Genomic DNA, 18336 nt, shown 5'->3' with positions numbered 1-18336 from the left:
ACTCGGACTCGGTTGAAGCAGAACCACGATCCATCCACTACGAGAGGACTGATGATGAAGGCAATCGAACGCTGGTGGGCGGGATTGACCGCCGATGCCAGAGCGCTCGCCGAAGACGAGACCATCGCGGTGGGCAGCGTGCTCGCACGCGTCGGTTCGGGCGCGCCTTCGGCAGCGCCCGCTGCTGAAGCGCCCGCTGCTGAGGCTCCTGCCGCTGAGGCTCCTGCTGCTCCCGCACCGCAGGCCGCACCGGCCGCAGAGGCCCCCGCCGCTCCGGCACCGGCAGAAGCTGCGCCGGCACCCGCCCCGGAGGCAGCACCCGCCGCCGCACCGGCTCAGGCCGCCGCACCGGCTCCGGCATCCGCCGAGTCGGCGCCGGCCGCGACCGACGGCGACAACGTCTACGTCACACCTCTCGTGCGGCGCCTCGCGTCGCAGCAGGGTGTGGACCTTTCGAGCGTCAAGGGCTCCGGCGTGGGCGGGCGAATCCGCAAGGAGGATGTCCTCAAGGCCGCAGAGTCCAAGTCCGCCGCACCGGCCGCGGCTGCCACCGCAGCGCCGGCAGCTGCACCGCTCGAGGTGTCGCCGCTGCGCGGCACCACGCAGCCGATGTCGCGTCTGCGCAAGGTCGTCGCCAAGCGCGCGGTCGAGTCGATGCAGCAGACCGCTCAGCTCACCACGATCGTCGAGGTCGATGTGACGAACGTCGCGAACTACCGCGACAGCGTCAAGGCGGAGTTCCAGCAGAAGACCGGCGACAAGCTCTCGTTCCTGCCGTTCTTCGCATTGGCTGCAGCCGAGGCTCTGCAGGCGTTCCCGATCATCAACGCCACGGTCGACGGCGAGAGCATCGTCTACCCGGACACGGAGAACGTCTCGATCGCCGTCGACACGGAACGTGGGCTGCTCACTCCCGTGCTGCGCGACGCCGCGACGAAGAACCTCGCACAGATCGCGCACGAGATCGGTGACCTCGCGGCACGCTCTCGGGACAACAAGCTGAAGCCCGACGAGCTCGCCGGCGGCACCTTCACGCTGACCAACACTGGTTCGCGCGGCGCGCTGTTCGACACACCTCTCGTGTTCCTGCCGCAGTCTGCGATCCTCGGCACCGGTGTCGTCTTCAAGCGCCCGGGCCTGGTCAAGGTCGACGGCGTCGACGCGATCGCCGTGCGCTCGTACGTCTACCTCGCGCTGTCGTACGATCACCGCATCATCGACGGTGCGGATGCTGCTCGCTTCCTCGGAGCGATCAAGACCCGCCTCGAAGGCGCGGACTTCGCAGCGAACCTCGGCGCCTGAGCACCGCTCGCACCTAATCTGGCTGGTGCGCGACGTCATACACGTCGCGCACCAGCCAGATGTCGTCTCGGCGCTCGAGAACCATCATCTGTTCGGTGGCCCCGGAATCCACCGGGGTCAGGCGGATCACCGCGACATCGCCGTAGTCGTCCACCAGCGCGGCTGCGCTCTCGGACGCACCGAGGCTCGCAATGCCTTCGGTGGGGATCCTGCCGCCTTCCGCGACTGCACCGGAGCAGTGCTCCGCGACATCCCGGACGCACACGCTGATCGCATCGAGCAGTTGCGGCACCGCATCCAGCGCCGTGCCGGGATCCGGTGCCATGCCCTCGTCGGATGTCGGCTCTGACGGCACAGGGTCGGGGGTCGACGTCTTCGGCACGCCGGAGTCGCCGCGGTCCTCGGCCCCGCGATTCGCCACGTCGTCCGGTGCCGCTGCGGTCGGCGCCTTCCGATATGTCGCTTCGGCGGGTGCATCACCACCATCGCCAGGCCAGAGCAGTCCGACGATCAACACGATCGCCCCGAGCGCGCCGGCGAGCAGCACGGCTCGACGCCGCGAGGACTTCGGCTTGCCGATCCCTTCCGCACTCGCATGCAGCGGCGGTCGCTTGAACCGCCGCTCACCCAGATGCTCGATGCGTATTCGTGCGCCCTCCGCCAGGGAGCGCAGCACATGCACGGCACCGGCGCCTGCACCGGCGCCTGCCGAGCGCCGCTCTTTCCTCTTCAATCGCGCGCTGCGCGTCTCCCCTGCCACATGGCGGCGATGCGGTCTCCCCGCGTCGCCTGACGCCGCGTCTGCCGCAACGAGTCTCGGAGAGATCGCGCTCACACGCTCCGGTGCGAAGACGTCGAGCTGCAGTGCTCGCGGCGCGGCGCGCGCGAACAGCTCCTGCTCCCAGCGCCTATCATCGTCGGCGGGATGGCGCGGCTGGCGCAGCGCGGATGCGGCCTCCTGCAGGATTCGCACCGTGCCGCGATCGACCTGCTGCCGGAGCATCCGCTCGACGAGTGCAGCCGTACGCGCACGCGCGCTCCCGCCTTCGCCATGGACGAACAGCGGACGCCCGTCGCCCGTCAGCCACCACTCGCCCGCTGCTTCAGCATCCGTGCCCAGCTCCCGCACGCCACGCAGCAGACTGACGACGAGCGTGCCCAACTCCCCGGGTGTGAGCGGCGAATCGGAGGCGTCCCTGCGGCCGAGGAAGGCCTCGACACGTTGCGTGCACCACGGCAGCAGAACGTCATGCCCATCGGCACGTCGTCTGATGTCGAGCGCGCCGCACACGTGCTCGGAATCCGAGAACGCCCAGCCCTCCCAGGCGCCGAGCCGCTCGATATCGATGCATACGGCGACCGTGTCGTCGAACACGACGAGTGCGCCGGCGAACGGGCCCTCCTTGCCGTCGATCGCACGGATCAGGCGGTGCACCCCCGGCACGAGTGAGGCACGGTCGGCAGCAGCATCCGTCTCAGTCATCGAACCATCACAGCGCAACGCGGCAGCGTGGCAGCGTCGGTAGCGGGCGAGTGTGGACAGATCCAGGATTTCCACCGATGTGCAGAGTGAGTGCGCCTCCCGCGAACGCGCACGTGAGGAGTGCACGGACTCGGTAGTCTTGTATTCATGGCTAAGCGTGCTCCAGAACCCGAGAAGCGACCGGGGTTCTTCTCCCAGATCAAGTCCCTGTTCAGGTTCACACGTGAGGTGTACAGCTGGTTGCCGTGGGCGCAGATCGCCATCCTCGTCGCCGGCATCCTGCTCGGTCTCGTTGTCGGCTACCTCATCCCGCCGTTCCAGGTGTGGACCCTCGTGCTCTGGGCCATCACCGGCCTCATGCTCGGCGTGCTCGGTTCGCTCTTCCTGATGACCAGGCTGTCGACCAACGCGATGTACGCCAAGATCGACGGCATGCCCGGCGCCTCAGGACACGTGCTCAGCACGAGCCTCGGCCGCAACTGGCAGTCCTCTGACACTCCCGTCGGCATCAACCCCAAGACGCAGGAAGCGGTCTACCGCGCGATCGGGCGAGGGGGCATCGTCGTCGTCGGCGAAGGCGCCCGAGGCCGCCTCACCCGGCTTGTGAACGAGGAGCGCAGCAAGGCGCAGCGCGTCGCGAACGGCGTTCCGGTGCACGTGTTCTACGTCGGTCACGGCGAGGACGAGGTCACGATCGCCGACCTTTCGAAGACGATCAAGAAGCTGCCGAAGAAGATCGACAAGACCACGATGGCCGCCGTCATCCGACGCATCGACTCCGTCTCGCAGTCGGTCTCGTCACTGCCGATCCCGAAGGGCATCGACCCGACGAAGGTCCGCGCTCAGCGTCCGCGCTGATCCTTCACCCTGCGGCGGGCTCAGGGAGCGGAGCGGATCCGCTCCGGGATCCGCTGCGGCGTCAGCTCAGCGGTTCTTTCGGCAGACGACGCACCTTCGCCCTGCGGCGGCGACGCTCCGGGATCATTCCGCGCATCTCCTCGAGCTTGCCGAAGCACAGCAGCCGATCATCGGCCTCGAGCACGACGTGCTTGCGCGGATTGGGGATCACGCTGACCCCGCGGTGCAGCGTCAGCACCGTGATGTCGCGCTCCCACAGACCTGATTCCCCCAGAGTCTTGCCGACGAGCTCGGCGGCGTTGTGCACGAGCAGCTCGGCCACGCCGTAGCCCGTCGAGACGGTCAGGCGCTGACGGACATCGATCTCGGGGAACGCGACCCGATCCGCGATGTGGTCGATGATGGCGCCCGCGACGTCCAGATTCGTCGCCTGCTCGATGCCCTGAAGGCCGGGCGAGGAATTGACCTCCATGACGAGCGGCCCGTCGTCGCCCTCGAGCATGTCGACACCCGCGACCCGCAGTCCCATGATCTGCGCAGATCGCACCGCGACCTGCTCGTACGCCGGGTCGAGCTGCACCGGTTCGACACTGCCTCCGCGATGCACGTTGGAGCGGAACTCATCGCCGGCGGCAACGCGGCGCATGGCGGCGACGACACGGTCGCCGACGACGAGCGCGCGGATGTCACGGCCTCTGCTCTCGGCGATGAACTTCTGAATGAGGACGTTCTGCTTCGTGGAGTGCAGCGTCTCGATGATCGCCTCGGCGACCTTCACCTGCGGGGCGAGGATCACGCCGATGCCCTGCGTGCCCTCCAGGAGCTTGATGACCACGGGGGCACCGCCGACGCGTTCGATGGCAGGTCGCACGTCGGCGCGGTTGCGCACGAACGCGGTTGCCGGCATCGCGATGTTGTGCCGCGAGAGGATCTGATTCGCGCGGAGCTTGTCGCGGGCACTGGAGATGCCGTTCGCGGTGTTCGGCGTGTAGACGTCCATCTGCTCGAACTGGCGCACCACGGCCGTGCCGAAGTAGGTGATCGAGCTGCCGATGCGGGGCAGGATCGCGTCGTAGTCGCTCAGCGGACGGCCGCGGTAATGCAGGTCGGGTTCGTCAGCGGTCAGATCAATCGCGAACTTCAGCGTGTTCAGCACCTTGACGTTGTGACCGCGCTGAAGAGCGGCCGCGCGGAGGCGCTGCGTCGAGTACGCCTGCGGAGCGCGGGAGAGAACTGCGAGCTTCACGTATGTTTCCTGCCAAGATGTATCGAGTGACGAAGACATCTCATTCAAACACTCTTACGGGGTGGCGTGAATGGGTGAGCCTGCCCGACGCCGGCGTCGACTGGATCAAGGCAAAGATCGACACCGGCGCGCGCACGTCGTCATTGCACGCATTCGACGTCGAGGAGTTCGAGCGCGAGGGCGAGGCGTGGGTGCGATTCAGGGTGAACCCCTGGCAGCACACCAATGCGGATGCCACGATCGTCGAGTGTCCCGTCCACGACAGACGTGCGGTGCGCAGTTCCTCAGGACACGCGCAGCACCGGCTCGTCGTGCTGCTGGCGATCCGCATCGTCGATCAGCTCGTGGTCTCGGAGGTCACACTGAGCAACCGCGACGAGATGGGCTTCCGGATGCTGATCGGTCGGGAGGCGCTACGACGCGGCTTCATCGTCGACCCCGCCCGGTCGTTCCTCGGCGGTCGTGCGCCGAAGGAGACCCGCCGGCGCAATCGCGGGCGACACTGACCCTTCGACAAGCTCAGGGGCCGGAACGCAGGCCCTCAGGCCCGGATCAGGATCGTGCCGACGGCCTTGTCGTGCAGACCGCGCTGGTCCGGATCCCAGATGACGGCGGGGATCACGAGCACCAGAAGCAACGTGCGCACGATCGGCCGCCATAGGCCGACCCAGCCGCCGCCGAGCATCACCAGGCGCATACCGAGGATTCGGTGCCCAGGGCTGCCGCCGATGGTGGGGATGAAGACGATCTGCACGACGGCGAAGATCACCAGCGTGGCGATGGAGTCGTACTGGAAGAACGCGATGGAGATGACGACGGCCGCTGCCCAGTCGATGACGAGAGCACCGATGCGCTTGCCGACTCTCGCGATGCTGCGCGTACCGCTCACGGGGAGCCCGAGACGTTCGCCGGGGTACGTGTTCTCAGCATCCGTCACAAGTCCAGTCTATCGGCGGTCTGTAACATGGCGGAAACATAGAGGACATGGCCGGGTAACCCCTCGGCCATAGCCTGCTTGCAGCCTTCAAGGCCCCGATCCGCATCATCTGGAGTGATAAATGTTCACCGATTCGTCCGAGGTTCTGAGCTATATCAAGGAGAACGACGTCAAGTTCCTTGACATCCGTTTCACTGATCTGCCCGGTGTCCAGCAGCACTTCAACATCCCCGCGTCGACGGTCGACGAGGCATTCTTCACTGACGGCCAGCTGTTCGACGGCTCGTCCATCCGCGGATTCGCCAGCATCCACGAATCCGATATGCAGCTCATCCCCGACGTCACGACCGCGTACGTCGACCCGTTCCGCGAGGCGAGCACCCTCGTGATGCTCTTCGACATCTACAACCCGCGCACCGGCGAGATCTACTCGAAGGACCCGCGTCAGGTCGCCAAGAAGGCGGAGAAGTACCTCGTCTCGACCGGCATCGCCGACACGGCGTTCTTCGCCCCGGAGGCGGAGTTCTACATCTTCGACGACGTCCGTTATTCGGTGACCTCGAACTCGAGCTTCTACAGCGTCGACTCCGAAGAGGGCGCCTGGAACACGGGTCGCGAAGAAGAAGGCGGCAACCTCGGCAACAAGACGCCGTACAAGGGCGGATACTTCCCCGTGGCCCCCGTCGACAAGACGGCGGACCTCCGCGATGACATCACGCTCAAGCTGATCGAAGCCGGATTCATCCTCGAGCGTTCGCACCACGAGGTCGGCACCGGCGGTCAGCAGGAGATCAACTACCGCTTCGACACGATGGTGCACGCGGCCGACGACATCCTGAAGTTCAAGTACATCGTCAAGAACACCGCAGAAGAGTGGGGCAAGTCGGCGACGTTCATGCCGAAGCCGCTCTACGGCGACAACGGATCTGGCATGCACACGCACCAGTCGCTGTGGAGCGACGGCAAGCCGCTGTTCTACGACGAGGCAGGCTACGGCCAGCTCAGCGACATCGCCCGCTGGTACATCGGCGGCATCCTCGCACACGCGCCGGCGCTGCTGGCCTTCACGAACCCGACGCTGAACAGCTACCACCGTCTGGTCAAGGGCTTCGAGGCTCCGGTCAACCTGGTCTACTCCGCCGGCAACCGCTCGGCAGCGATCCGCATCCCGATCACCGGCTCGAACCCGAAGGCGAAGCGCATCGAGTTCCGCGCTCCGGATGCCTCGGGTAACCCGTACCTCGCGTTCGCCGCACAGCTGATGGCGGGCCTCGACGGGATCAAGAACCGCATCGAGCCGCACGAGCCGGTCGACAAGGACCTCTACGAGCTTCCGCCCGAGGAGGCCAAGAACATCCCGCAGGTGCCGAACTCGCTGCTGGACTCGCTCGACGCGCTCCGCGACGACCACCAGTTCCTGCTCGAGGGCGGCGTCTTCACACCTGAACTCATCGAGACCTGGATCTCGTACAAGATCGAGAACGAGATCCTGCCGATGGCGCAGCGTCCGCACCCGTTCGAGTTCGAGCTGTACTACGGGGTCTGACACCGTTCAGCACATTCAGAAGAGCCCATTCCGCACCATCGCGGAATGGGCTCTTCTGATGTTCACGGGTGCGCGTTAAGGTGCAGTATGGGCAGACTCAAATACGACCACACCGCTGAGGCCATCGGCATCGAAGACGAGACACTGGCGCACCTGAAGGTCGTCGTGGCGACGAAGCTGCGTCGGCAGGAGAGCTTCATGATGACGTGGCTTCCCATCGGCGGCGGTCCCAACGGCCGGATGAGCGCCTGGATCCACCCCGCGGTACCCCTGGTCTTCATGTTCGACAGCGCTGAGCTGCCATCGATCAACTCGAAGCGACTCGAAGACATGATGCATGCGACCAATGCCACTGGCGAGCTGGTGCTCGAGAACCTCGTCCGCGTGGAGGAGGAATGAGCCGCTCAGTGCACTCGCAGTGCCCCTGCCTGTACGCGCACCTCGAACGATGACACGTCGCCGAGTTCTTCGCCGTCGACCTCGAACGCCAGCGGCTGCTCAAGCTCGACGCTGATGCGCTCCGCAGTCAGGTGACGCGTGGACTCGGTGCTCACTGCCGTCTCATCACGGGTCAGCAGGCGACGGATGCCGTTGTCCCAGACGACGGAGCGGACGGTGTCGAGCCACTGCAGTGCGCCGTCGGCGCTCACCAGCAGCAGGTCGAGCAGCCCGTCATCCAGCTTGGCGTCCGGCAGCAGGCGCACGCCGCCCTGCACCATGCCGCAGTTGCCGATCAGCAGGGTGTGACCGCGCACCTCCTGGGCATCTCCCCCGTCGAGCGCGAGCGTGATACCCGTCATCTCGGTGCCGGCCATGGCACGCCCCATCGCTTCGACGTAGGCGAGCCAGCCGGCACGGTCCTTCAGATCGTCGTCCGTCTCGACGAGCATCTGCGCGTCGATACCGAAACCGACCATCACGGTGAATGCGCGTTCCTCGCCGTTCACGCTCACCCAGCCGAGATCGACCGTCTGGGGCTCGTCCGCGCTGATCCGTGCCAATGCCGCCGGGATGTCGTCCAACGGCACCTCGAGGTTGCGGGCGAGCAGGTTGCCGGTCCCCTGAGGCACGATGCCGAGCACGACCTCGGTGCCGGCCAGCGCCTCGGCGACCGCACGCACCGTGCCGTCTCCACCGACCGCGATGACTGTTCCGCATCCGGCGGTGACGGCATCCTTCGCCATCCCGAGTCCGGGGTCCTCTTCGCTCGTCTCCCACCACTGCACGTCGCCGTCCAGCGCTTCAGCGACCGCCGAACGCAGTACGTCCGCATCGATCTTCGAGGGGTTCCAGATGATGCCGATCTTGGTCGCTGTCATGTGCTCAGCCTGAGCCAGCGGCGGAGATAGCGCAACTCAGCCGTAGAAGAGGTTCTCGAACGCTCGTCGAGCGCGTCTGGTGACGCCGAGATAGTCCTCCTCCACGGCCGTGGCCGAGCCGTCGGGGTAGCCGAGCAGGTGGCCGAGTGCGTCGAGTTCACGACGGTCGGCCGGGAGCATGTCCGCGGTGTGCCCCGTGCGCAGCGTGATCGCTGAACGCAGCCTGCTCGCCAGCAGCCACGCCTCGCGCAGCTTCTCCGCATCGTCGGCCGGCACCAGCTCCGCATCCACCGCAGCGTGAAGTGCGTCCAGGGTCGATGTCGTGCGCAGCGCCGGCACGGCGTGAGCGTGCTGCAGCTGCACGAGCTGAACCAGCCACTCGACGTCGCTGAGCGACCCGGGGCCCAGTTTGAGGTGTCTATGCGGATCGGCGCCCTGGGGAAGCCGCTCCCCTTCGACACGGGCCTTGATCCGCTTGATCTCGCGCAGCCCCTGCTGGTCGACCTGTTCCGGATAGCGGATGCTGTCCGCCAATGCCATGAACTTCGTGATCAGCTGTGCACTGCCTGCGACGCCGCGCGCGCGAAGCAGCGCCTGCGCCTCCCACGACACAGACCAGCGCCGGTAGTACTCGGTGTACGCCGCGATCGATCGCACCACAGGGCCCTGGCGTCCCTCAGGACGCAGGTCGGCGTCAAGATCGAGGGGCACACGGTGGTCGGTCAGATGTTCGCGGAGGCCGGAGACCAGTTGCGTCGACAGGGTCTGAGCGCGCTGCGGATCGATCCCGTTCGCGTCATACACGTAGAGGATGTCGGCATCCGATCCGAAGCCCAGTTCCGCGCCGCCGAAGCGCCCCATTCCGATGACGGCGAAGTCGAGATCGTCGTCCTCAGGAGGCACCACCTCCCGCCGTACTGCGCGGAGACCTGCCTGAATGGTCGCGTCGGTGATCGCGGTGAGAGAGGTCGCGATCTCTTCGATCGTCAGCACATCGAGCACGGCGCCCATCGCCGTGCGAAGCAGCTCGCGCCGCCGCAGCGCGCGAACCGCCTTCAGGGCGGGCCCGACGGACTTGTGCCTCGTCTGTATCGCCCTCGCCTCTTCGTAGAGCTGCGATGCGGCGCGTGGGCGAAGCCGCTCTGGGGTGTCCAGCCACGCGACCGACTCCGGGATCCACTCCATGAGCTCGCCGATGTACCGCGATGCCGACAGCAGCCGCGTGAGGCTCTCGGCCGCGCCTGAGGAGTCGCGCAGCATCCGGAGGAACCAGGACGTGTCCCCCAGCCTCTCGCTGATCCTCCGGAAGGCGAGCAGCGCGTAGTCGGGGTCGCTGCCGTCGGCGAACCAGCGCACCATGATCGGCATGAGATGACGTTGGATCGTGACCTTGCGGCTGATCCCGGAGGTGAGCGCGCCGATATGGCGCAGAGCCCCTGCGGCGTCACGGAAACCGATGGCGGCGAGCCGGTCATGAGCCTGCGCTGTCGAGAGCGTGCGCTCTTCTTCCGGCAGCGCGGCGACAGCGCTCAGCAGCGGTCGGTAGAACAGGCGGGTGTGGATGTCGCGCACCTCACGGCGCACGCTCTCCCAGAGCGCCCAGATGCCGTCGCCGGTGTCGGCGAGTCCGGTGGCCCTGGCGAGGATGCGCAATCCGTCGGGTGTTCTCGGCATGAGATGCGTGCGGGACAGCTCGCGCAACTGCTGCCTGTGCTCCAGCAGCCGGAGCGTCCGGTAATCGGAAGCGAAGGTCGCGGCATCCTCCCGGCCGATGTAGCCGCCCGCTACGAGAGCGTCCAGGCTCTCCAGTGTCCCTCGCGTGCGCAGGCTCGGATCGGTGAGGCCGTGCACGAGCTGCAGAAGCTGCACGGTGAACTCGATGTCCCGCAACCCACCGACGCCGAGCTTGATCTGGTGGGTGGCGTCTTCGGGACCGATGTGCTCCGTGACGCGCTCACGCATCCGCTGAACGCTGTCGACGAAGTTCTCGCGAGCGGCACTCGACCAGATCTTCGGCTGCACGGCCTCGATGTACGCGTCGCCCAGGCTCGCGTCTCCGGCGAGCGGACGCGCCTTGAGCAGGGCCTGGAACTCCCAGCTCTTCGCCCACCGGTCGTAGTAGGCCAGGTGCGAGCCGAGAGAGCGCACCAGCGCGCCCTGCTTGCCCTCCGGACGAAGGTTCGCGTCGACCTCCCACAGCGGTGGTTCGACCTCGATGCCCTCCAGCCCGCGCATCGTCTCGATCGCCAGCTTCGTGGCGATGTCGATGGAGCGTCCCTCTTCGAGGCGCTCTTCGTCTGCCGTGCCGCCTACGAAGATCACATCGACGTCGCTCACGTAGTTGAGTTCGCGAGCGCCCGCCTTGCCCATCCCGATGATCGCCAGCCGGGTGAGAGCGACCTCCTCGCGCGGGCGGGTGAGGGCGACCCTGGTGCGGGCGACAGCGAGCGATGCTTCCAGTGCTGCGCCCGCGGCATCCGCAAGCGCAGCGGACACCGCAGCGATCCGCAACGCGGGTTCGGGTGCTGACAGGTCGACCGCGGCGATCTCAGCCAGCGAGCGGCGATATGCGATCCGCAGGGCGACCAGCGCGGAATCGTCCGCGGTCTCCGCGAAACCTTCCTTCGCACCCACCGAGTCGAGCAGGCGCTCCTGCAGCGTCGCTGCGCTCGGCACGAGCGGTCCGATCTCGGTGAGCACGGAGAGCTGGTCGGGATGGCGGAGGAAGAAGTCGGCCAGACCGGTCGACGCGCCGAAGACGCGCCAGCAGATGCCCCTGGCATCTTCATCGCGCAGCACGCGCCTCAGCGCGTCAGGGTCGCGGCGCGCGACCCTGAGCATCCCACCGGCTGCACCGTCTGGGTCCGCAGCGACCACGCCATCGACGAGTGTCGAGCGTTCGATGCCGGTCAGCGTCGACAGCTCGTCGAGCACCTCGGCGGCAGCACTCAGGCCGGTGAAGCCGACCCGTGCCAGTGACGACAGCGAAGAGGTGGAGTCCGATCGAGCCATCGGCTCAGAGCAGCTCGAGGTTGCTCTTCAGCTCGAACGGGGTGACCTGACCGCGGTAGGCTTCCCACTCCTTGCGCTTGTTGAGCAGCACGTAGTTGAAGACCTGCTCGCCGAGCGTCTCGGCGACGAGCTCCGATGACTCCATGTACTCGAGGGCATGGTCCAGGCTGGCCGGCAGTGAGGAGTAACCGAGCGCACGGCGCTCCGCATCGCTCAGCGACCACACGTTGTTCTCGGCCTCTGGCGGCAGCTCGTACTCCTCCTCGATGCCCTTGAGACCTGCGGCGAGCAGCAGCGCGTAAGCGAGATACGGGTTGGCGGCCGAGTCGAGGCCCCGGTACTCGACACGCGAGGACTGGCTCTTGTGCGGCTTGTACATCGGCACGCGGATGAGGGCGGAGCGGTTGGTGTGGCCCCATGTCACGAAGCTGGGCGCTTCGTCACCGCCCCACAGTCGCTTGTACGAGTTCACGAACTGATTGGTGACCGCGGCGATCTCGTTGGCGTGCTTGAGGAGGCCGGCGATGAAATGCCGACCTGTCTTGGAGAGCTGGTACTGGGCGCCTTCCTCCCAGAAGGCGTTCTGGTCGCCCTCGAACAGCGACATGTGCGTGTGCATCCCGCTACCGGGCTGGTCGCTCATCGGCTTCGGCATGAACGTCGCGTAGACGCCCTGCTCGATCGCGACCTCCTTGACGACCGTGCGGAACGTCATGATGTTGTCAGCCATGGTGAGCGCGTCCGCGTAGCGCAGGTCGATCTCGTTCTGACCCGGTCCGCCTTCGTGGTGGCTGTACTCGACCGAGATACCCAGGTCTTCCAGCATCCGCACCGAGCGTCGGCGGAAATCGTGAGCCGTCCCGCCGGGCACGTTGTCGAAGTATCCTGCGGAGTCGACGGGCACGGGACCCTCGGGTCCGATCACCGAGGACTTGAGCAGGTAGAACTCGATCTCGGGGTGAGTGTAGAACGTGAATCCGGCGTCGGCGGCCTTGGCGAGCGTGCGCTTGAGCACGTGCCGCGGGTCTGCGACGGCGGGCTGGCCGTCCGGAGTGGTGAGATCGCAGAACATGCGGGCGGTCGGGTCGACCTCGCCCCGCCACGGCAGCGTCTGGAATGTCGTCGGGTCGGGCTGCGCGAGCAGATCCGACTCGTAGGTTCGCGTGAGGCCCTCGATCGCCGAGCCGTCGAACCCGATCCCCTCGGCGAACGCGCCCTCGACCTCGGCCGGCGCGATGGCCACGGACTTCAGCGTGCCGATCACGTCGGTGAACCAGAGCCGGACGAACTTCACACCACGTTCTTCGATCGTGCGCAGCACGAAGTCTCGCTGCTTGTCCATGCCCATATGCCTAGTGCTTCCCATCCACGTCAGTCGCCTTGCGTACGTCGGTCGCCTTGCGCCAGTCCTCGTCGATGGCTTCTTCCACAGCCCACGCTTCAGAGCGCGCACGAATCGTCTCGAGCGCGTTGGCTGCAGCCTCTGCTGTGTCGAAGGGGCCGACGCGGTAGACAGCGGGCGACTCGTAGCCGTGCTCGACCTGGCCCGTATTGGTGTTGTACCAGTACTTGCGCTCCCCGCTGGACATGTATGAATCTTCACCGTGAGACATGGCAGCTCCCTTCGTAAGCTTCTGTCACGATCCTACTGTCGTCCCGGGCGCTCGCTAGGCTATTGAGCATGGCAAAAGCGATCGGCGTCGACATCGGCGGCACAGGCATCAAAGCAGGCATTGTCAACCTCAAGAAGGGTGCGCTCGATTCGGATCGCGTCCGGGTGGACACCCCCAAGGGCGCATCGCCTGAAGACGTCCTCAAGGCCGTCAACGAGGTGCTCGACACACTCGAAGTACGGGATTCCGATCTGCCTCTCGGCGTGGCGTTCCCCGCGATCGTGAAGAACGGCAAGACCCTGTCCGCAGCCAACGTCTCCGAGGAGTGGATCGGCTTCGAAGCCGAGAAGTTCTTCGAAGACGGTCTCGGCCGCCACATCACGTTCGTGAACGACGCGGATGCTGCCGGCGTCGCCGAGGTGCGACACGGTGCTGCGCGAGACGTCAGCGGCCTCACGATCCTCGCCACCCTCGGCACCGGCATCGGCTCGGCGTTCCTCTACGACGGCGTGCTGCTGCCGAACACAGAGCTCGGACACCTGCTCTACAACGGCACGACCATCAAGGACGCCTCCATCGAGACGTGGACGGCATACTCGGCGATGGAGCGCGAGAAGCTCTCCTGGGAGGACTGGTCGGCGCGCCTTCAGGTGTTCTTCTCGCACGTCGAGTTCCTGTTCAGCCCCGACCTCTTCGTCGTCGGCGGAGGAGTGTCCAAGCACCCGGAGAAGTTCATCCCGCTGCTCGAGCTGAACACGCCCATCATCCCGGCCATCCACCGCAACTCGTCGGGAATCATCGGCGCCGCCTCGCTCGCAGCCGACTGATCCCCACACAGAACCCACGAAGGGCTCGGCGACCTGTCACGGTCGCCGAGCCCTTCGACGTGGTGGAATGGGCCGGCCTGTACGCCGGGTTCTGTTCCGGGGCCTCTCTCGAGGGATCCCTTCGACGGCCATCTCTCTCGGCGACACGTTGCCGTGCCGCTCCAGCGGTCTACCCGAGGACTCGGCGAGCCGCGTCAACATCCTCTGTCTGACCTTGCTCCGGACGAGGTTTACCTGGCGGGTCATGTCACCATGACCCCCGGTGGTCTCTTACACCACCCTTTCACCCTTACCGCACGACCCGGAGGCCGAACGGCGGTCTGCTCTCTGTGGCACTGTCTCGCGGATTGCTCCGGGTGGGTGTTACCCACCATCCTGCCCTGTGGAGCCCGGACGTTCCTCGGTGCGGTCTCCCGCAACGCGGCCGTCCAGCCGACCCATTCGCCCTCTCAGTCTACTTCTCCGCGGTCTGCACGATTCGCAGGTCAAGCGGCACATCGATCGGGAAGTCGCCGAACAGACGACGGGTGGCCACGGCAGCGGCCTGACGCACGGCTTCGGCCGCGGCATCCGCCGACTCGGCCGGCACATGCAGGATGACCTCGTCGTGGAGGAAGAAGGCCAGGTGCGCGTTGCGTGCGAACGGACCGGATGCCGTGGCCGGCGTCTCCGCTTCAGGAAGCCCCCGCAACCTGTGTCTGATCTCCGCCAGCCAGATCAACGCCCATTCGGCGGCGGTGCCCTGCACGACGAAGTTGCGCGTGAAACGGCCGCGCTCGCGCGCACTCTGCCGTGCGCGCTTCACCTCGACCGGATCGGCGTCGGCGCCGCTGGCCTCGCTCTGCGCCGCCTGCCACGCCGCATCGGGGCGAGGCGAGGAACGGCCGAGGTTCGTCGACACCACCCCGCCGTCCTCGCCCGTGCGCGCCGCATCGTCCACGAGGCGCATCGCGCGCGGATAGACCTTGCGCAGCCGCGGAACCAGCCGACCGCTGTCGCCGGTCGTCGCTCCGTACATCGCCCCGAGCACCGCGTACTTCGCCTCTTCTCGCGTGGCCACCGCCCCGGATGCGACGACACCGGCGTAGAGATCGCGGCCGCGCGCCGCCTCTGCCATCGCCTTGTCTCCTGCCATGGCCGCCAGCATGCGCGGTTCGAGTTGCGCGACATCCGCGACGACCAGCATCCAGCCGTCGTCCGCCTGCACCGCCGGCCGGAGGATCCGCGGGATCTGCAGCGCTCCCCCACCCGACGACGCCCAGCGGCCGGTGACGACGCCTCCGGGGATGTACACGGGCCGGAACCGACCGTCGTGCACCCAATCCGACAGCCACGCCCAGCCGTTCGCGCTCAGAAGGCGCGAGAGCTTCTTGTACGCGAGCAGCGGCTCGATCACCGGGTGCGCCACCTCGCTCAGTTCCCACTGACTCGTCGATTCGACGTTCACCCCGACGCGGTGCAGCGCACGGAGCAGCTTCATGTGGCTGTCCAGATGGAGCTGCGGGTCGCCGAGATGGAAACGCACCTTCTCGGCGAGTTCGGCCATGCGTGTGGGCAGTCCGCCGCCCGGTGCCCGAGGACCGAGCACATCGACGAGGATGCGGTCGTGCGCGTCGGCATCCCACGGCACTCCGCCCGCTCGCATCTCCTCGGCGATCAGCCCGCCGGCGGATTCGGCCGCGCACAGCAGCGGCAGTCGCGCCGTCTTGTCGGCGGCGATCACGCGGCACTGCTCGCGGTACTGCTCAAGGAGGTCGTCCACGGAATCGCCGGAGGGTCGCGCGAGCAGGTCGAACAGCGCCGGTTCGCCGGCATCCGGTTCGCGCGGAAGCCAGTCCTCTGAAGGTACGAGCGGGCGCGCCACGCGGTCGGTGTCTCGAAGGATCGCATGGCACAGCAGCAGGTCATGCGCCCTCGTCAGGAACACGCCGGCCGCCAGCAACCGGGGATACAGCTCCCTCGCGCTGCGGATCACCCAACGCGGCGATCTGTGCTGCTCGATGTCGCGCACCCAGTCGACGAGGTCAGAACCCGCGAGTTCGACACGTTCTCGCTCTTCGCCATCGGGGTCGAGCTCGATGGCGAAGAAGTCACCGCCGCCGACAGAGGCCAGCAGAGTTCTCGCGTCCGATGCGGACGCCGCCTTCACAGGCCTGATTCGTCGGTGCGCACCAGGATGGCGCCGCACTCGGGGCACGACAGCACCGCGTCGGGCGCGGCCCGCCGGACCTCGTTCAGGTGCGTTCCCGACAGCATTATGCGGCAGCCCTCGCAGGTGCCGCGGAGTAACAGGCCCACGCCGATGCCGCGTGATGCGCGGCGCTCGTAGTCGGCGAGCAGATCGGCGGGGAGGTCTGCGGTGATCGCCGCACGATCACGTGTGAGGTGCTCGCCCTCGGTCGTCGCCGCAGCCACCGCGGCCTTCGCCTGCGTGGTGAGCTCGGTTCCCTCTGCCGTGGTCACGTCGATGAGTGCCTGCTGCGTGGCGACGGCAGCCTCAGCGTCTTCCACGCGCGACATGACCTCGAGCTCCATGTCCTCCAGGTCGCTCACGCGCTTGGCGAGGCTCGCGAGCTCATGCTCAAGCGCCTGCGCGTCCTTCGAGTTCGTGCTGGCGGCCAGCCGCTCCGAATCACGGGTGCGGCGCTGTTCGACGAGCTTCACATCGGATTCCAACCGGGCGAGCTCCGTACGAGCGTCGTCACGCGCACCGGTCAGGATGGTCAGCTCGCGAAGCTGCTCCTGGCGCTCTTTCACGAGCTCATTGATGCGTGGACCCTGCGCCGGCGTGGTGCGCGCACGCTCGGCCTGCTGGATACGGCGATCCAGGTCGGCGACGTCGAGAAGGATGCGCTGGTGCTCGGGGGTGGCGTTCACGTCTCCAACTTACCCGCGGCCGTGGACATCCGACGATCGTGTCATCCGACGGGCGCGCCGTCTACGTACGACCAGATCCCGACCTCGCGTACGAAGCGGCTGCGTTCCTTCAGCGAGGCTTGCACTCCGCGCTCCCGATAGAACGCCTCGAACGCCACGAACCCACTCGTGTCGAACGGACCGCCGGCCTCGGTCTCGAGGATGTCGAGTCGCGTCCAGCGGATGTCGGTGTCGAGTTCGAGATCACCCGGCCTGGTCGACGGATGCCATGAACGCAGCAGGTATGGCGAATCACCGACCGCGAACGCCGTGAATCTCGACCGCATCAGGCGCTCTGCAGTCGGCGCGGTCGCCTCTCCGGCGAGCACCGGACCGCAGCACGACTCGAATGTGTCGCCGGACAAGCAGGGACATCGCATGAGTCCATTGTGCCGCGTACGCTGATTCCAGACCTCGAAGGAGACCACGATGACCGCTCTACCCACGCGCACAGCTCACAACGGCTTCACCCTCCCCGCCATCGGGCTGGGAACGTACCGCCTCAACGGCGCCGAGGGCGCGGCGGCGATCGCAGCAGGCATCGATGCCGGCTATCGCCTGGTCGACTCCGCGTTCAATTACGAGAACGAGGGCACCGTGGGCCGTGGCGTGGCGGATGCCGCGACGGATCGCGCAGAAGTCATCGTCACCACGAAGCTGCCCGGCCGCCACCACCCCACAGAGAAGGCGCGCACGAGCATCGAGGAGAGCCGATTCCGACTCGGGCTCGATGCCACCGATCTGCATCTCATCCACTGGCCGAACCCCAGTCAGGACGAGTATGTGCAGGCATGGGCAGAACTCGTGGAGGCGCAGCGGCGCGGCGTCGTGCGACAGATCGGTGTGTCGAACTTCCTGCCGGAGCACCTCGAACGGCTCGAGCACGAGACCGGCGTGCGCCCTGTGGTGAATCAGATCGAACTGCACCCGTACTTCCCGCAGGAGGAGCAGCTCGCCTATCACCTGGAGCACGGCATCATCACCGAAGCCTGGAGCCCGATCGGCCGCGCGAAGGCGCTGCTGGAGGAGCCGGTGATCGTCGAGGTCGCCGCGGCACACGAGATCTCGCCGGCGCAGGCTGTGCTCGCCTGGCATGTCGCACGGCAGAGCGTCGCGATTCCGAAGGCATCGTCGCTGGAGCACCAGCGCGCGAACCTCGCCGCGGCATCCGTCCTCCTCGATGACGCCGAGGTCGCCGCGATCACTGCTCTGGGTCGACCCGACGGTCGCCTCTTCGACGCCGACCCGAGGAGTCACGAGGAGTCCTGAACGGCGGC

Annotated in this window: 16 protein-coding genes, 1 other RNA gene and 1 pseudogene; 7 read left to right on the top strand and 11 right to left on the bottom strand. The window is 66.8% G+C overall.

The genetic code is table 11. The features are described from left to right. Positions 1–1302 (top strand): annotated as a pseudogene (sucB, locus tag IEV67_RS10400) (2-oxoglutarate dehydrogenase, E2 component, dihydrolipoamide succinyltransferase); the annotation flags it as partial. A 13-nt stretch (positions 1303–1315) separates the two neighbouring features. Here the strand turns inward: sucB and IEV67_RS10395 are convergent. Continuing rightward, entirely contained in the window at positions 1316–2785 is a 1470-nt protein-coding gene (locus IEV67_RS10395; RefSeq protein ID WP_188436509.1) for a hypothetical protein, read from the bottom strand. A 147-nt stretch (positions 2786–2932) separates the two neighbouring features. Here IEV67_RS10395 and IEV67_RS10390 point away from each other — a divergent pair, with 147 nt between their 5' ends. After that, entirely contained in the window at positions 2933–3643 is a 711-nt protein-coding gene (locus IEV67_RS10390) for a DUF4191 domain-containing protein (RefSeq protein ID WP_188436508.1), read from the top strand. Positions 3644–3704: 61 nt separating this feature from the next. Here IEV67_RS10390 and IEV67_RS10385 read toward each other — a convergent pair whose 3' ends face one another. Then, complete coding sequence (locus tag IEV67_RS10385; RefSeq protein ID WP_188436507.1) at positions 3705–4889, bottom strand: RimK family alpha-L-glutamate ligase; 1185 nt, start codon at positions 4887–4889, stop codon at positions 3705–3707. A gap of 17 nt (positions 4890–4906) precedes the next feature. Here IEV67_RS10385 and IEV67_RS10380 point away from each other — a divergent pair, with 17 nt between their 5' ends. Beyond that, positions 4907–5395 carry an ATP-dependent zinc protease family protein gene (locus IEV67_RS10380; RefSeq protein ID WP_188436506.1) on the top strand — a complete coding sequence of 163 codons (489 nt, stop codon included), beginning with the start codon at positions 4907–4909 and terminating at the stop codon, positions 5393–5395. 35 nt (positions 5396–5430) lie between these two features. Here IEV67_RS10380 and IEV67_RS10375 read toward each other — a convergent pair whose 3' ends face one another. After that, complete coding sequence (locus tag IEV67_RS10375) at positions 5431–5826, bottom strand: RDD family protein (protein ID WP_188436505.1); 396 nt, start codon at positions 5824–5826, stop codon at positions 5431–5433. Between the two features lie 121 nt (positions 5827–5947). On the opposite strand from IEV67_RS10375, the gene glnA reads away from it, so the two are divergent. Both glnA and IEV67_RS10365 read left to right on the top strand, forming a co-directional pair. Beyond that, positions 5948–7372 (top strand): type I glutamate--ammonia ligase, encoded by a 1425-nt coding sequence (gene glnA / locus IEV67_RS10370; protein ID WP_188436504.1) that lies wholly within the window; start codon positions 5948–5950, stop codon positions 7370–7372. 87 nt (positions 7373–7459) lie between these two features. Next, on the top strand, positions 7460–7771 hold the full coding sequence (locus IEV67_RS10365; protein ID WP_188436503.1) for a DUF7882 family protein: 312 nt from the start codon (positions 7460–7462) through the stop codon (positions 7769–7771). A gap of 5 nt (positions 7772–7776) precedes the next feature. On the opposite strand, the gene IEV67_RS10360 is transcribed toward IEV67_RS10365, so the two are convergent. The 4 genes from IEV67_RS10360 to IEV67_RS10345 are packed head-to-tail and all read right to left on the bottom strand — an operon-like array spanning position 7777 to position 13292. After that, on the bottom strand, positions 7777–8691 hold the full coding sequence (locus tag IEV67_RS10360) for a diacylglycerol/lipid kinase family protein (RefSeq protein ID WP_188436502.1): 915 nt from the start codon (positions 8689–8691) through the stop codon (positions 7777–7779). 36 nt (positions 8692–8727) lie between these two features. Beyond that, on the bottom strand, positions 8728–11703 hold the full coding sequence (locus IEV67_RS10355) for a bifunctional [glutamine synthetase] adenylyltransferase/[glutamine synthetase]-adenylyl-L-tyrosine phosphorylase (RefSeq protein ID WP_188436501.1): 2976 nt from the start codon (positions 11701–11703) through the stop codon (positions 8728–8730). A gap of 4 nt (positions 11704–11707) precedes the next feature. Further along, positions 11708–13045 (bottom strand): glutamine synthetase family protein, encoded by a 1338-nt coding sequence (locus IEV67_RS10350; protein ID WP_033107158.1) that lies wholly within the window; start codon positions 13043–13045, stop codon positions 11708–11710. 10 nt (positions 13046–13055) lie between these two features. After that, the gene (locus tag IEV67_RS10345; protein WP_188436872.1) at positions 13056–13292 is read right to left on the bottom strand and encodes an SPOR domain-containing protein; all 237 of its coding nucleotides are present in this window, start codon (positions 13290–13292) and stop codon (positions 13056–13058) included. 92 nt (positions 13293–13384) lie between these two features. On the opposite strand from IEV67_RS10345, the gene ppgK reads away from it, so the two are divergent. Beyond that, positions 13385–14143: a polyphosphate--glucose phosphotransferase gene (ppgK, locus tag IEV67_RS10340; protein WP_188436500.1), complete on the top strand. Its 759-nt coding sequence runs from the start codon at positions 13385–13387 to the stop codon at positions 14141–14143. A 64-nt stretch (positions 14144–14207) separates the two neighbouring features. On the opposite strand, the gene rnpB is transcribed toward ppgK, so the two are convergent. The 4 genes from rnpB to IEV67_RS10320 all read right to left on the bottom strand — a co-directional run bounded on the left by rnpB (position 14208) and on the right by IEV67_RS10320 (position 17439). Beyond that, positions 14208–14583, bottom strand: an RNA gene (rnpB, locus tag IEV67_RS10335) — RNase P RNA component class A. 14 nt (positions 14584–14597) lie between these two features. Further along, positions 14598–16292, bottom strand: coding sequence for a bifunctional 3'-5' exonuclease/DNA polymerase (locus tag IEV67_RS10330; RefSeq protein ID WP_229703017.1), 1695 nt, complete (start codon positions 16290–16292; stop codon positions 14598–14600). Beyond that, positions 16289–17020 carry a zinc ribbon domain-containing protein gene (locus IEV67_RS10325; RefSeq protein WP_188436499.1) on the bottom strand — a complete coding sequence of 244 codons (732 nt, stop codon included), beginning with the start codon at positions 17018–17020 and terminating at the stop codon, positions 16289–16291. The genes IEV67_RS10330 and IEV67_RS10325 overlap by 4 nt, the downstream gene beginning before the upstream one ends. A 41-nt stretch (positions 17021–17061) precedes the next feature. Further along, positions 17062–17439 carry a YchJ family protein gene (locus IEV67_RS10320; protein ID WP_188436498.1) on the bottom strand — a complete coding sequence of 126 codons (378 nt, stop codon included), beginning with the start codon at positions 17437–17439 and terminating at the stop codon, positions 17062–17064. A 49-nt stretch (positions 17440–17488) separates the two neighbouring features. Between IEV67_RS10320 and IEV67_RS10315 the strand changes: the two genes are divergently transcribed. Then, positions 17489–18328 (top strand): aldo/keto reductase, encoded by an 840-nt coding sequence (locus tag IEV67_RS10315; protein WP_188436497.1) that lies wholly within the window; start codon positions 17489–17491, stop codon positions 18326–18328. Positions 18329–18336: the final 8 nt, after the last annotated feature.

Origin of the sequence: Microbacterium murale (assembly GCF_014635185.1) — a bacterium.
In the GTDB taxonomy this organism is placed as follows: Bacteria; Actinomycetota; Actinomycetes; order Actinomycetales; family Microbacteriaceae; genus Microbacterium; species Microbacterium murale.
The sequence above is the reverse complement of the archived record's forward strand: the minus strand, read 5'-3'. Positions and strand labels throughout refer to the sequence as shown.

What these genes read in the sequence shown, in the direction of transcription:
- IEV67_RS10395 (WP_188436509.1), bottom strand. Translation starts at nt 2,785, where the DNA reads ATGACTGAGACGGATGCTGCTGCCGACCGTGCCTCACTCGTGCCGGGG.
- IEV67_RS10390 (WP_188436508.1), top strand. Translation starts at nt 2,933, where the DNA reads ATGGCTAAGCGTGCTCCAGAACCCGAGAAGCGACCGGGGTTCTTCTCC.
- IEV67_RS10380 (WP_188436506.1), top strand. Translation starts at nt 4,907, where the DNA reads ATGTATCGAGTGACGAAGACATCTCATTCAAACACTCTTACGGGGTGG.
- glnA (WP_188436504.1), top strand. Translation starts at nt 5,948, where the DNA reads ATGTTCACCGATTCGTCCGAGGTTCTGAGCTATATCAAGGAGAACGAC.
- IEV67_RS10365 (WP_188436503.1), top strand. Translation starts at nt 7,460, where the DNA reads ATGGGCAGACTCAAATACGACCACACCGCTGAGGCCATCGGCATCGAA.
- IEV67_RS10360 (WP_188436502.1), bottom strand. Translation starts at nt 8,691, where the DNA reads ATGACAGCGACCAAGATCGGCATCATCTGGAACCCCTCGAAGATCGAT.
- IEV67_RS10355 (WP_188436501.1), bottom strand. Translation starts at nt 11,703, where the DNA reads ATGGCTCGATCGGACTCCACCTCTTCGCTGTCGTCACTGGCACGGGTC.
- IEV67_RS10350 (WP_033107158.1), bottom strand. Translation starts at nt 13,045, where the DNA reads ATGGACAAGCAGCGAGACTTCGTGCTGCGCACGATCGAAGAACGTGGT.
- IEV67_RS10345 (WP_188436872.1), bottom strand. Translation starts at nt 13,292, where the DNA reads ATGTCCAGCGGGGAGCGCAAGTACTGGTACAACACCAATACGGGCCAG.
- ppgK (WP_188436500.1), top strand. Translation starts at nt 13,385, where the DNA reads ATGGCAAAAGCGATCGGCGTCGACATCGGCGGCACAGGCATCAAAGCA.
- IEV67_RS10320 (WP_188436498.1), bottom strand. Translation starts at nt 17,439, where the DNA reads ATGCGATGTCCCTGCTTGTCCGGCGACACATTCGAGTCGTGCTGCGGT.
- IEV67_RS10315 (WP_188436497.1), top strand. Translation starts at nt 17,489, where the DNA reads ATGACCGCTCTACCCACGCGCACAGCTCACAACGGCTTCACCCTCCCC.